At 56.3% G+C, this 13,514-nt stretch carries 12 protein-coding genes and 1 pseudogene; 11 read left to right on the top strand and 2 right to left on the bottom strand.

The features are described 5' to 3' along the window. The first annotated feature begins 71 nt into the window (after positions 1 to 71). Positions 72 to 1,118, top strand: coding sequence for a protease SohB (sohB, locus tag EV102420_RS17305; protein WP_042394316.1), 1,047 nt, complete (start codon positions 72 to 74; stop codon positions 1,116 to 1,118). A 41-nt stretch (positions 1,119 to 1,159) separates the two neighbouring features. Here the strand turns inward: sohB and EV102420_RS17300 are convergent, their stop codons facing one another. Then, a complete protein-coding gene (locus EV102420_RS17300) occupies positions 1,160 to 1,411 on the bottom strand; it encodes a YciN family protein (protein ID WP_042394314.1) in 252 nt (83 codons plus the stop codon). Positions 1,412 to 1,810: 399 nt separating this feature from the next. Here EV102420_RS17300 and topA point away from each other — a divergent pair, with 399 nt between their 5' ends. From topA to acnA, 5 genes are all read left to right on the top strand, one after another. Continuing rightward, on the top strand, positions 1,811 to 4,408 hold the full coding sequence (gene topA / locus EV102420_RS17295) for a type I DNA topoisomerase (protein WP_042394310.1): 2,598 nt from the start codon (positions 1,811 to 1,813) through the stop codon (positions 4,406 to 4,408). A gap of 177 nt (positions 4,409 to 4,585) precedes the next feature. Next, positions 4,586 to 5,560: an HTH-type transcriptional regulator CysB gene (gene cysB / locus EV102420_RS17290; RefSeq protein WP_042394307.1), complete on the top strand. Its 975-nt coding sequence runs from the start codon at positions 4,586 to 4,588 to the stop codon at positions 5,558 to 5,560. A gap of 186 nt (positions 5,561 to 5,746) precedes the next feature. After that, positions 5,747 to 5,908: a YmiA family putative membrane protein gene (locus tag EV102420_RS21625; RefSeq protein WP_077776559.1), complete on the top strand. Its 162-nt coding sequence runs from the start codon at positions 5,747 to 5,749 to the stop codon at positions 5,906 to 5,908. 4 nt (positions 5,909 to 5,912) lie between these two features. After that, the gene (locus EV102420_RS22560) at positions 5,913 to 6,080 is read left to right on the top strand and encodes a YciX family protein (protein WP_165570672.1); all 168 of its coding nucleotides are present in this window, start codon (positions 5,913 to 5,915) and stop codon (positions 6,078 to 6,080) included. 178 nt (positions 6,081 to 6,258) lie between these two features. Continuing rightward, on the top strand, positions 6,259 to 8,931 hold the full coding sequence (gene acnA / locus EV102420_RS17285; protein WP_042394304.1) for an aconitate hydratase AcnA: 2,673 nt from the start codon (positions 6,259 to 6,261) through the stop codon (positions 8,929 to 8,931). Positions 8,932 to 9,007: 76 nt separating this feature from the next. Here acnA and ribA read toward each other — a convergent pair whose 3' ends face one another. Then, entirely contained in the window at positions 9,008 to 9,595 is a 588-nt protein-coding gene (gene ribA / locus EV102420_RS17280) for a GTP cyclohydrolase II (RefSeq protein WP_042394301.1), read from the bottom strand. A 197-nt stretch (positions 9,596 to 9,792) separates the two neighbouring features. Between ribA and pgpB the strand changes: the two genes are divergently transcribed. From pgpB to yciH, 5 genes and pseudogenes are all read left to right on the top strand, one after another. Beyond that, a complete protein-coding gene (gene pgpB / locus EV102420_RS17275) occupies positions 9,793 to 10,560 on the top strand; it encodes a phosphatidylglycerophosphatase B (protein WP_042394298.1) in 768 nt (255 codons plus the stop codon). 155 nt (positions 10,561 to 10,715) lie between these two features. Then, positions 10,716 to 11,018 (top strand): annotated as a pseudogene (locus tag EV102420_RS17270) (LapA family protein); the annotation flags it as partial. 78 nt (positions 11,019 to 11,096) lie between these two features. Continuing rightward, on the top strand, positions 11,097 to 12,266 hold the full coding sequence (lapB, locus tag EV102420_RS17265; RefSeq protein ID WP_042394296.1) for a lipopolysaccharide assembly protein LapB: 1,170 nt from the start codon (positions 11,097 to 11,099) through the stop codon (positions 12,264 to 12,266). A gap of 181 nt (positions 12,267 to 12,447) precedes the next feature. Continuing rightward, complete coding sequence (gene pyrF, locus EV102420_RS17260; RefSeq protein WP_042394294.1) at positions 12,448 to 13,185, top strand: orotidine-5'-phosphate decarboxylase; 738 nt, start codon at positions 12,448 to 12,450, stop codon at positions 13,183 to 13,185. Beyond that, a complete protein-coding gene (gene yciH, locus EV102420_RS17255; RefSeq protein ID WP_042394290.1) occupies positions 13,185 to 13,511 on the top strand; it encodes a stress response translation initiation inhibitor YciH in 327 nt (108 codons plus the stop codon). The genes pyrF and yciH overlap by 1 nt, the downstream gene beginning before the upstream one ends. Positions 13,512 to 13,514: the final 3 nt, after the last annotated feature.

Here is a 13,514-nt window from a genome sequence, read left to right as displayed (position 1 = left end):
GGCAGAAGACGATGTGGGCGGGGTCATGTACACTGGCCTTTACGTTAAGTGATGTAACCAAGGTGGGACGCGTGGAATTACTATCTGAATACGGGTTGTTTTTAGCAAAGATTGTGACGGTGGTGATTGCCATCGCCGTCGTGGCGATGCTTATCGTGAACCTGACGCAGCGCAAACGCCAGCGCGGGGAGCTTCGCGTCACAAACCTGAGCGAGCAGTATAAAGAGATGCAGGAGGATCTTTCGGTCTCCCTGCTCGATACACACCGGCAGAAGCTGTGGCACAAGGCGCAGAAGAAGCGCCTGAAGCAGGAGGCCAAAGAGGCAAAGGCCAGCGCCAAGCTGGGCGTACCCGCTACCGCCACGAAAGCGCGTGCCTATGTGCTGGATTTCAAAGGCAGTATGGATGCGCATGAGGTCAGCAGCCTGCGGGAAGAGATCACCGCCGTGCTCACCGTCGCTAAGCCTGAGGATCGCGTGGTGCTGCGCCTTGAGAGCCCTGGCGGCGTGGTTCACGGCTACGGCCTGGCATCGTCCCAGCTGCAGCGCCTGCGTGATAAAAATATTCCGCTCACCGTTGCCGTAGACAAAGTGGCAGCCAGCGGTGGCTATATGATGGCCTGCGTGGCGGACAAGATTGTCGCCGCACCTTTTGCCATTGTCGGGTCGATTGGCGTCGTGGCGCAGATCCCTAACCTGAACCGCTTCCTGAAAAGCAAAGATATCGACATTGAATTGCATACAGCCGGCCAATATAAACGGACGCTGACCCTGCTTGGGGAGAATACCGAAGAGGGGCGGCAGAAGTTCCGCGAAAGCCTGAATGAGACCCACGATCTCTTCAAATCCTTTGTTAAGCAGATGCGTCCTTCATTAGATATTGAGTCCGTGGCTACCGGTGAACACTGGTACGGCGTACAGGCGCAGGAGAAGGGGCTGGTGGATGAGGTGGGCACCAGCGACGAGCTGCTGCTTGGCCTGATCAAGGAGTTCGAGGTGATCGGCATTCGTTACACTCGCCGCAAGAAATTAATGGATCGCTTTACCAGCAGCGCGGCCGAGAGCGCCGACCGGCTGCTGCTGCGCTGGTGGCAGCGCGGTGAAAAGCCGCTGCTGTAAACGGTGATAATAGAGGAGCGAGGCGCAATGCCTCGCTCTGTTTACTCCGCCAGCGTATATTTCTCTGACAGTACGTGGGCAAGATGTTTGAACATGTTAAACACCGCCGTACTCTTCGCCGTAGGCAGACCCTGCTCATCAAGAAAATAGTCGCCGCTGAAAATCAGAATGCCGTTACGTTCGGTGACGTTGGTGGCTTCGATACCCTGCACATAATCCTCATGCTCGCGGATGATCTCATTCGCTTTCGCCAGCAGTGACTGACGATCGATCGGTAGAACTGACTCTTGCATAGTTACCTCCATAAACGTTGTCGATATTCTACGTCCAGGGGGACAAATGGGGCAAATTTTCCCTGTTATCAAGAGGGCTTTTACCCCATTCCGCCGTTGGCGCGATCCGTTTTTGCATGCTAATAAAGTTGCGTAACAAATTTTATCAGGTAGAGTGTGCGCTTTCGTCAATCTGGCAACAGATTTGCTTGACATTCGACCTTAAGTTCGTCGTTCTCATCCCACCAGACGCGGAAAAACCTGTTAACTCAGTCACCTGGAAGTCTTAATTTCAGCGTCTGGTTATGAAAAGGGGTTGATATCCCGTGACGTCGCCGCTATATCTGAGGCACGTCGCCAGGGGATGGTGAGTCAACGTGCGGCGTATTCCTGGAAGAATCAAATTAGGTAAAGGTGAATATGGGTAAAGCTCTCGTTATCGTTGAGTCCCCGGCAAAAGCCAAAACGATCAATAAGTATCTGGGTAGTGACTACGTGGTGAAATCCAGCGTCGGTCATATCCGCGATTTGCCGACCAGTGGCTCAGCCGCCAAAAAGAGCGCTGACTCTGCCTCCACCAAAACGGCTAAAAAGCCCAAAAAGGATGAACGTGGCGCGCTGGTCAATCGTATGGGCGTCGACCCATGGCACGACTGGGATGCACGCTATGAAGTGCTCCCCGGCAAAGAGAAAGTGGTCTCTGAGCTGAAGTCGCTGGCCGAAAAAGCCGATCATATCTATCTCGCAACCGACCTTGACCGCGAAGGGGAAGCCATTGCCTGGCACCTGCGGGAAGTGATCGGGGGCGATGAGACGCGCTACAGCCGCGTCGTATTTAACGAAATTACCAAAAATGCGATCCGCCAGGCGTTCGAAAAGCCGGGCGAGCTGAACATTGACCGGGTTAATGCCCAGCAGGCGCGTCGCTTTATGGACCGCGTTGTGGGTTATATGGTCTCGCCGCTGCTGTGGAAAAAGATCGCCCGTGGTCTCTCTGCGGGTCGCGTGCAGTCCGTTGCCGTCCGGCTGGTGGTCGAGCGCGAGCGTGAAATCAAAGCCTTCGTGCCGGAAGAGTTCTGGGAAGTGGACGCCAACGTGGCGACGCCAGCCGGTGACTCGCTGGCGCTGCAGGTCACGCACCAGCAGGACAAGCCGTTCCGTCCGGTTAACCGCGAGCAGACCATGTCGGCAGTTAGCCTGCTGGAGAAAGCGCGCTATACCGTAGCCGATCGGGAAGATAAGCCGACCAGCAGCAAGCCGGGCGCGCCGTTCATCACCTCGACGCTGCAGCAGGCGGCCAGCACCCGTCTTGGCTTTGGCGTGAAGAAAACCATGATGATGGCCCAGCGTCTGTATGAAGCGGGACACATTACCTATATGCGTACTGACTCAACTAACCTGAGCCAGGACGCGGTGAGCATGGCCCGCAGCTATATCACCGACAACTTCGGCAAGAAATACCTGCCGGAGAGCCCGATTCAGTACTCCAACAAAGAGAACTCGCAGGAAGCGCACGAAGCGATTCGTCCTTCTGACGTGGCGGTGGTGGCTGAGTCGCTGAAGGATATGGAAAACGACGCGCAGAAGCTCTACCAGCTGATCTGGCGTCAGTTTGTTGCCTGCCAGATGACGCCAGCCCAGTACGACTCTACGACGCTGACCGTGGAAGCGAGCGAGTTCCGCCTCAAGGCGCGCGGTCGTACGCTGCGTTTTGACGGCTGGACCAAAGTGATGCCTGCGCTGCGTAAAAACGATGAAGATCGCACCCTGCCGCCAGTCAACAAAGGCGACGTGGTGTCGCTGATCGAGCTGACCCCGGCTCAGCACTTTACCAAACCGCCGGCGCGCTTCAGCGAGGCCTCACTGGTCAAAGAGCTGGAAAAACGCGGCATTGGTCGCCCGTCTACCTATGCGTCGATCATTTCGACCATCCAGGATCGCGGCTACGTGCGGGTGGAGAACCGTCGCTTCTATGCTGAGAAGATGGGGGAGATTGTCACCGATCGTCTGGAAGAGAACTTCCGCGAGCTGATGAACTACGACTTCACCGCCCAGATGGAAAACAGCCTTGACCAGGTGGCGAACCACGAAACCGAATGGAAAGGCGTGCTGGATAACTTCTTCAGCGACTTTACCAAGCAGCTAGAGAAGGCCGAGCAGGATCCGGAGGAGGGCGGTATGCGCCCGAACCAGATGGTGCTGACCAGCATTGACTGCCCGACCTGCGGACGGAAAATGGGGATCCGCACGGCGAGTACCGGTGTTTTCCTCGGTTGTTCTGGCTACGCCCTGCCGCCGAAAGAGCGCTGCAAAACCACCATCAACCTGGTACCGGAGAACGAAGTTCTCAACGTGCTGGAGGGTGATGATGCTGAAACCAACGCTCTGCGTGCGAAACGCCGCTGCGTGAAGTGCGGCACGGCGATGGACAGCTACCTCATCGATCCGAAACGCAAGCTGCACGTGTGCGGTAACAACCCCACCTGCGACGGGTACGAGATCGAAGAGGGTGAGTTCCGCATTAAAGGTTACGACGGTCCGATCGTCGAGTGTGAGAAGTGTGGTTCTGAAATGCACCTGAAAATGGGGCGCTTCGGCAAGTACATGGCCTGCACCAACGACGACTGTAAAAACACGCGTAAGATCCTGCGTAGTGGTGAAGTTGCACCGCCGAAGGAAGATCCGGTTCCGCTGCCGGAGCTGCCGTGCGAGAAGTCAGATGCCTACTTCGTGCTGCGCGATGGGGCAGCGGGCGTCTTCCTGGCGGCCAACACCTTCCCGAAATCGCGCGAAACCCGTGCGCCGCTGGTGGAAGAGCTGTACCGCTTCCGCGATCGCCTGCCGGAGAAGCTGCGCTATCTGGCCGATGCGCCGCAGCAGGATCCTGCCGGTAACAAGACCATGGTCCGCTTTAGCCGCAAGACCAAGCAGCAGTACGTTGCCTCCGAGAAAGAGGGGAAAGCCACCGGCTGGTCCGCCTTCTTTATTGATGGCAAATGGGTAGAAGCGAAGAAATAAGCCCGCTGTTGTCTCCTTAAAGGGCCGGTTATCCGGCCCTTTCTTATAACGACATTATTATTTTTTTTTCATATCTATACACTGTAGATATAAATGATATAGTGGTTATAGCTAATTCCTCTCTTATTATTAAATCGTCTTAGACGATGCCGTGTGCGCAAAATCGGATGGTCCGTCATGAAACTACAGCAGCTTCGCTATATTGTTGAGGTGGTCAACCATAACCTTAACGTCTCATCTACTGCCGAAGGGCTATACACCTCTCAGCCCGGGATCAGTAAGCAGGTTCGTATGCTGGAGGACGAACTGGGGATCCAGATTTTTGCCCGCAGCGGTAAGCATCTTACTCAGGTCACCCCTGCCGGGCAGGAGATCATCCGCATCGCCCGCGAGGTGCTCTCCAAGGTAGAGGCGATAAAATCGGTTGCCGGCGAGCACACCTGGCCGGATAAGGGATCGCTGTACGTGGCGACCACCCATACCCAGGCCCGCTACGCACTGCCTAACGTGATCAAAGGCTTTATTGAGCGCTACCCGCGCGTATCCCTGCATATGCATCAGGGTTCGCCAACGCAGATTGCCGAGGCGGTATCTAAGGGCAACGCGGACTTTGCCATTGCTACCGAAGCGCTGCATCTCTATGACGACCTGGTGATGCTCCCGTGCTACCACTGGAACCGCTCTATCGTAGTGACGCCGGATCACCCGCTGGCGGGCAAGCAGTCAGTGAGCATTGAAGAGCTGGCCCAATATCCGCTTGTCACCTACACCTTTGGCTTTACCGGCCGCTCCGAGCTGGACACCGCGTTTAACCGTGCTGGCCTGACGCCGCGCATTGTCTTTACCGCTACCGATGCCGACGTGATCAAAACCTACGTCCGTCTTGGACTGGGGGTGGGGGTGATTGCCAGCATGGCGGTGGATCCTATCTCCGATCCCGACCTGGTTAAGCTGGATGCGCAGGGCGTATTCAGCCACAGCACGACCAAAATCGGTTTCCGTCGCAGCACCTTCTTACGCAGCTACATGTATGACTTTATCCAGCGCTTCGCTCCGCATCTTACCCGTGACGTTGTCGATACCGCCGTCGCATTGCGTTCGAACGAGGATATTGAAGCCATGTTCCACGATATAAAGCTGCCGGAAAAGTAACAGAAAGGCGACAAAAGTAGTCGCTAAGGTGGCGCAGCGCAAATTACCTTCTACAATTCTCTCTTCGCGATCATAACATCGAATATTTCACTCGAAATGATTCGTAAATTCGCTGGATTTTAGGCTAAAGTTTCTTTAGGATTTGTCCTATGTGATGATTACTTAAACCTATTGTTCGGTGTCAATATGATAAGCGATGTCGATTGTGTGAGGTTAGCAATGCCAGCAGGAAGTGAAGAACCGCAAAGGGATCTCGCGCTTAAGCGTAAAGCGTGGCTAGCGGTATTTCTCGGTTCGGCTTTCTTCTGGGCAGTTGTGGCGCTGGTTATCTGGAAATTCTGGGGTTAAGCCTATGGCAATTACCGAGCGGTTAAATCCGGTTCAGGACCGCTGCCGGTCCCCTAAACATCCTCACGTAAGCGAGAGCCAGACGACGGTGCAGATCCCGGCGGGCTGGCAGCTTACAGCGGCGCAGAAGGCGTTTATTGAATCGTTTGCTGACGATAAAGCCAAAAAATAGCGGTCATCCTGCCTCCTTGAAACCTCGCTCCGGCGAGGTTTTTTACGATCTGACACCCTGAAAAGCACGCGATTTAGCGATTTGGGTTGTTATCAAAACGTTACGGCATGTTTGTGTTATCTTTAATACAGACCCTGATACCAGTCAGGGTATCAATACTCTGTATTAGGAGGAGCTTATGTCGTCTACCCTACGCGAAGCCAGTAAGGATACACTGCAGGCAGAGAACAAAACCTGGCACTATTACAGCCTGCCGCTGGCCGCAAAGGCACTTGGGGATATTTCCCGCTTACCCAAGTCACTTAAAGTACTGCTGGAAAACCTCCTGCGCTGGCAGGATGAGGATTCCGTCACCGAAGAGGATATTCGTGCGTTAGCCGGATGGCTACACTCTGCCCATGCCGACCGGGAGATCGCCTATCGCCCGGCAAGGGTGCTGATGCAGGACTTCACCGGTGTACCAGCCGTAGTTGACCTGGCCGCCATGCGCGAAGCGGTTAAACGCCTCGGCGGCGATACCGCAAAAGTCAATCCGCTCTCACCCGTCGATCTGGTGATCGACCACTCCGTTACCGTGGATCAGTTCGGTGACGATGACGCCTTTGAAGAGAACGTCCGTCTGGAGATGGAGCGCAACCATGAGCGCTATCAATTTCTGCGCTGGGGCCAGCAGGCATTCAGCCGCTTCAGCGTCGTGCCGCCGGGGACTGGCATCTGCCATCAGGTAAACCTCGAATACCTCGGGAAAGCGGTCTGGAGCGAACTGCAGGATAAAGAGTGGGTCGCCTATCCGGACACACTGGTGGGCACCGACTCGCACACCACCATGATCAACGGCCTTGGCGTGCTGGGCTGGGGCGTCGGCGGCATCGAGGCCGAGGCCGCAATGCTCGGCCAGCCGGTCTCTATGCTGATCCCCGACGTAGTTGGCTTTAAGCTGACCGGCAAGCTTAACGAAGGCATTACCGCTACCGACCTGGTGCTGACCGTGACCCAGATGCTGCGTAAGCACGGCGTAGTGGGTAAATTCGTTGAATTTTACGGCGACGGTCTCGATCACCTTCCGCTGGCGGATCGTGCAACCATCGCTAACATGGCCCCGGAATATGGCGCGACCTGCGGCTTTTTCCCTATCGATGACGTTACGCTCAACTATATGCGCCTCAGCGGCCGTAGCGAAGAGCAGGTGGCGCTGGTGGAGTCCTACACCAAAGCGCAGGGGATGTGGCGTAATTCCGGCGATGAACCGGTCTTTACCAGCACCCTCGAACTCAACATGGCGGAGGTAGAGGCCAGCGTGGCCGGGCCGAAACGTCCCCAGGATCGTGTGCCTCTCAGCGACGTGCCAAAGGCGTTTACCGCCAGCTCAGAGCTTGAGCTGAACCACGCCCAGAAAGATCGCCAGGCAGTCGAGTATTCGATGAACGGGCGTCAATATGAGCTGCCGGAGGGGGCAGTGGTTATCGCGGCGATCACCTCCTGCACTAACACCTCTAACCCGAGCGTGCTGATGGCGGCGGGTCTGCTGGCGAAAAAGGCCGTGGAGCTGGGGCTGAAACGTCAGCCATGGGTGAAGGCGTCGCTGGCACCCGGCTCGAAAGTGGTCTCTGACTATCTGGCTCAGGCCAGGCTTACCCCCTGGCTCGATGAGCTGGGCTTCAACCTGGTAGGCTACGGCTGCACCACCTGTATCGGTAACTCCGGTCCGCTGCCCGATCCTATCGAGCAGGCGATTAAAAAAGGCGACTTAACCGTCGGGGCGGTGCTCTCGGGTAACCGCAACTTTGAAGGTCGAATTCATCCCCTGGTGAAGACCAACTGGCTGGCGTCGCCGCCGCTGGTGGTGGCCTATGCGCTCGCCGGGAACATGAATATCAACCTGGCCACCGATCCGCTCGGCCATGACAGAAAAGGCGATCCGGTCTATCTGAAGGATATCTGGCCGTCGGGCAATGAGATTGCCCGCGCCGTTGAGCATGTTTCAACCGACATGTTCCGCAAAGAGTACGCTGAAGTGTTTGAAGGCTCGGATGAGTGGAAGTCGATTGAGGTCGACCACTCTGATACCTATAACTGGCAGAATGACTCCACCTACATCCGCCTGTCACCGTTCTTTGATGAGATGCTGGCGACGCCGAAGCAGGTTGAAGATATTCACGGGGCACGGATCCTGGCGATGCTGGGCGACTCGGTGACGACCGACCACATCTCGCCAGCGGGCAGTATCAAACCGGACAGCCCGGCTGGGCGCTACCTGCAAAGCCACGGGGTCGAACGCGGGGATTTCAACTCCTATGGCTCACGTCGGGGTAACCATGAAGTGATGATGCGCGGCACCTTCGCCAACATCCGTATTCGTAACGAAATGGTTCCTGGCATTGAGGGCGGGATGACCCGGCATCTGCCGGGCAGCGAAGTCATCTCTATCTATGACGCGGCCATGCGTTACCAGAAAGAGGGGACGCCGCTGGCGGTCGTTGCCGGTAAAGAGTACGGGTCAGGCTCCAGCCGTGACTGGGCGGCCAAGGGCCCCCGTTTGCTGGGTATCCGCGTCGTCATTGCCGAGTCGTTCGAGCGTATTCACCGTTCGAATTTGATTGGTATGGGGATCCTGCCGCTGGAGTTTCCGCAGGGGGTGACGCGTAAAACGCTGGGGCTGACGGGCGAGGAGAAGATTGACGTTGATAATCTGACCCAGCTCAAGCCAGGCGCGACTATTCCAGTGCGGTTAACGCGGGTGGATGGAAGTCAGGAGACCATTGACTGCCGCTGCCGTATCGACACCGGTACCGAGCTAACCTACTACCAGAATGACGGGATCCTGCACTACGTGATCCGCAATATGCTGTAACTCAACCATGCCCGGCTTACAGAGTCTTGTAGGCCGGGTAAGGCGTATGCCGCCACCCGGCGCTTTCTCTTACCCATCAACCCAGCAGATGACCCATTTTGGCCGCCTTGGTATCAAGGTAGTGCTCATTGTTAGGGTTACGCCCCACGATCAGCGCCACGCGCTCAACGATGTTAATCCCTGCCTCGGTAAGGATCTCTACTTTGCGTGGGTTATTGGTTAACAGTCGCACCTCATCCACGCCCAGCAGCTTGAACATGTCCGCGCACAGCGTAAAGTCACGCTCGTCGGCGGCAAAGCCCAGCTGGTGGTTGGCCTCAACGGTATCATAGCCCTGGTCCTGTAGGGCATAGGCGCGAATTTTATTCAGCAGGCCAATGTTGCGCCCCTCCTGACGATGGTACAGAAGGATCCCCCGTCCCTCTTCAGCGATGTGGGAGAGGGCGGCCTCAAGCTGAAAACCGCAGTCGCAGCGCAGGCTGAACAGGGCGTCGCCGGTCAAACACTCCGAATGGACGCGAGCGAGCACCGGCGTCTGGCCGGAAATATCGCCATAGACCAGAGCAACGTGATCCTGTCCGGTTGCCAGTTCTTCAAATCCCACCATCAGGAAGTCGCCCCAGGGGGTTGGCAGTTTGGCTTCTGCCACACGTTTAAGCTGCATGTGATTCTCCAGATTAAGCTGGCACTTTCTGTGCCCGTAGCCTTCAGGCTTTCTGTCTGTCCCTATTTTGCCACAAGGCGCGCGACTTCACTAATCGCCACCGTGGCTTACAAAGATTAAACGCACAAATCCGTCAAATCCGCCGAACTTGTTATTTTTCAGTTATTATTGTGTCACTTAATTGAAAGGGAAAGAAAATGCTCTCAATCGCAAGACGGATCGCCGCCGGAACGGGACTTCTGCTGATCATGCCACTGCTGGTATTGCTCTTCGGCTGGCATTGGCAGCCTGGGGGCCACAGCGGCTGGCTTCAAATGCTCTACTGGATCACCGAAACGGTTACCCAGCCCTGGGGCATCATTACCCACGTCGTGTTATGCGGCTGGTTCCTGTGGTGTTTACGCTTTCGCCTGAAGGCGGCACTGACGCTGTTTACCATTCTTGGCGTGGCGATCGTGATTGGCCAGGGGGTTAAATCCTGGGTTAAAACGGTTGCTCAGGAGCCACGTCCATTTGTGGTCTGGCTCGAAAAAACGCACCAAATTCCGGTAGATGAGTTCTACACTTTAAAACGTAAGGAGCGCGGTGCCCTGGTGCAGAAGCAGCTTACCGAGCAGGACAACGTGCCGGAGTTTTTACGTAAGCACTGGCAGAAAGAGACCGGCTTTGCCTTCCCCTCCGGCCACACGATGTTTGCCGCCAGCTGGGCGCTGCTGGCCGTGGGCCTGCTATGGCCCCGTCGCCGTACGCTTACTATCGTTGTGCTGATGGTATGGGCCGTACTGGTCATGGGCAGCCGACTGCTGCTGGGCATGCACTGGCCACAGGATCTGGCGGTAGCGACGCTCATCTCTGGTATTCTGGTCACCCTGGCGACCTGGCTTGCACAGCGTCTCTGTGGGCCACTGACGCCGCCGGTGAAAGAAGATATCGAGATAGCCCAGCGTGAAGAGAAAAATGAGTAAGGCCACATAGCGTTGAATTTCTGCTTTTTGGCCTTACATCATCTGGATGTCACGGTTTTCCATTTCGTCCGCTGCGCGAAAATGGTAGTTTATAAGGCTGGATGCAGCAGGTTGAACAGAATTTATTCGCCCTAAGCCACATAACGGGAAGTAATGTGAAATATCTACTCATTTTCTTACTGGTGTTAGCAATCTTTGTCGTTTCCGTCACTCTGGGTGCGCAAAACGATCAGCAGGTGACCTTCAATTACCTGTTGGCGCAGGGGGAGTATCGTATCTCTACGCTGCTGGCGGTTCTGTTCGCCGCAGGCTTTGCTATCGGCTGGCTGATTTGCGGTCTCTTCTGGCTGCGCGTGCGGGTTTCTCTGGCGCGGGCAGAGCGGAAGATTAAGCGCCTTGAACAGCAAATTGCCCCTGCAACGTCCGCCTCCGCAACGGCTGTGCCTACAACGACTGCCCCTGCAACGACTTCCTCTACAACGAATAGCGTTCCGGTCACCACCGCAACGACGCCGGTCGTCAAGGAATAACAGGCTATGCTGGAGCTGTTGTTTCTGCTGTTACCCGTGGCAGCCGCCTACGGCTGGTATATGGGACGCAGAAGTGCGCAACAAACAAAGCAGGATGAGGCCAACCGGCTGTCGCGTGACTACGTGGCCGGCGTCAACTTCCTGCTGAGTAACCAACAGGACAAGGCGGTAGACCTGTTCCTCGATATGCTTAAAGAGGATACCGGCACCGTTGAGGCGCATCTCACCCTGGGGAACCTGTTTCGCTCCCGGGGCGAGGTGGATCGCGCTATCCGCATCCATCAGACCCTGATGGAGAGCGCCTCGCTCTCCTATGACCAGCGTCTGCTGGCGGTTCAGCAGCTGGGCCGCGACTATATGGCTGCGGGCATGTACGATCGTGCCGAAGATATGTTTAATCAGCTGGTGGACGAAACCGATTTTCGCATCGGGGCGTTACAGCAGCTGCTGCAGATCTATCAGGCCACCAGCGAGTGGCAGAAAGCGATCGACGTTGCTGAACGTCTGGTCAAGCTTGGTAAGGATAAACAGCGCGGCGAAATTGCCCATTTTTACTGCGAGCTTGCGTTGCAGCAGATGGGTAATGACGATATGGACCGCGCGATGGCGCTGCTGAAAAAAGGGGCTGCGGCCGATCGCACCAGCCCTCGTGTCTCTATCATGATTGGTCGCGTGCTGATCGCCAAAGGTGATTACGCCAAAGCGATGGAGAGTCTGCTGCGGGTGATCGACCAGGATAAAGAGCTGGTCAGCGAAACCCTGGAGATGTTGCAGACCTGCTACCTCCAGCTCGGAAAAAACGACGAGTGGGCAGAGTTTCTTACCCGCTGCGTTGAGGAGAACGTAGGTGCGACCGCCGATCTGATGCTGGCAGAGATTATCGATCAGCGTGAAGGGCAGGATCAGGCCCAGGCAACCGTCACTCGTCAGCTCCAGCGGCATCCAACGATGCGTGTATTCCATAAGCTGATGGATTACCACCTGCACGACGCCGAAGAGGGGCGGGCGAAAGAGAGCCTGATGGCGCTGCGTGACATGGTCGGGGAGCAGATCCGCAGCAAGCCGCGCTACCGCTGTCAGAAGTGTGGTTTTACCGCCTTCACGATGTACTGGCACTGTCCTTCCTGTCGGGCGTGGTCAACGGTGAAGCCAATTCGCGGTCTCGACGGTCAGTAATTTAAAAAAAAGCCTCACTTTAGTTACAACATACTGTAATAGACACAGTCTCCAGTCAGCACCGCGCCGAATCAGCCAGGCAGCAAAAAATAGGCCCTGTCAATTTCCTCCTCCCGCAGTTAGAATGCTGCCCGTTTATCCTTTTGCGCCCGCGCGTGCTCATCAACAAGAAGGTCTGGTCATGACGTCTACTGCTTCATCTTCTTCCCCATCTCTGTGCCACTCTCCCGTTGTGGTTGCTCTCGACTACGCCAGTCGCGATCTGGCCCTGGCGTTTGTCGATCGCATCGCTCCCAGCGACTGCCGCCTGAAGGTAGGCAAAGAGATGTTTACCCGTTTTGGGCCGCAGTTCGTGCACGAGCTTCATCAGCGCGGCTTCGACGTGTTTCTCGATCTGAAGTTTCATGATATTCCCAATACCGCAGCCCATGCGGTCGCCGCTGCGGCCGATCTTGGCGTCTGGATGGTCAACGTTCACGCCTCCGGTGGAGCACGTATGATGAGCGCCGCCCGCGAGGCGCTGGTGCCGTTTGGTAAGGATGCACCGCTGCTCATTGCCGTGACGGTTTTGACCAGCATGGAGGCCAGCGATCTGCGCGACCTGGGCATCACCAGCACGCCTGCCGAGCATGCCGAACGCCTGGCGCGCCTGACTAAAGAGTGTGGCCTGGATGGGGTGGTTTGCTCTGCGCAGGAGGCGGTGCGCTTCAAGAGCGAGCTGGGGCACGCGTTTAAGCTGGTAACGCCGGGGATCCGTCCTGAAGGCAGCGACGTGGGCGATCAGCGTCGGATTATGACGCCGCAGCAGGCGCTGTCGGCGGGCGTTGACTACATGGTGATTGGTCGTCCGGTCACCCAGTCAGCCGATCCTGCCCAGACCCTCAGCGAAATCAATGCGTCCCTGAAGCTGGAGGCATAATGAAGGACAGTAACAGCCGTTTAGTCTACTCCACCGAAACCGGGCGTATTGATGAGCCTAAAGCTGCGCCTGAGCGGCCAAAAGGTGATGGCATCGTGCGCATTCAAAAGCAAACCAGCGGGCGTAAAGGTAAGGGTGTCTGCCTGATTACCGGCGTCGAGGGCGACGATGAGGCGTTGAATAAGCTGGCTGCCGAGCTGAAGAAGAAGTGTGGCTGTGGCGGATCGGTGAAAGAGGGCGTCATCGAAATTCAGGGCGACAAACGCGATCTGCTTAAAACGCTGCTGGAAGCCAAAGGCATGAAGGTCAAACTGGCGGGCGGCTAAGAA

The sequence above is a fragment of the Pseudescherichia vulneris NBRC 102420 genome (assembly GCF_000759795.1).
Lineage (GTDB): Bacteria > Pseudomonadota > Gammaproteobacteria > Enterobacterales > Enterobacteriaceae > Pseudescherichia > Pseudescherichia vulneris.
The sequence above is the reverse complement of the archived record's forward strand: the minus strand, read 5'-3'. Positions and strand labels throughout refer to the sequence as shown.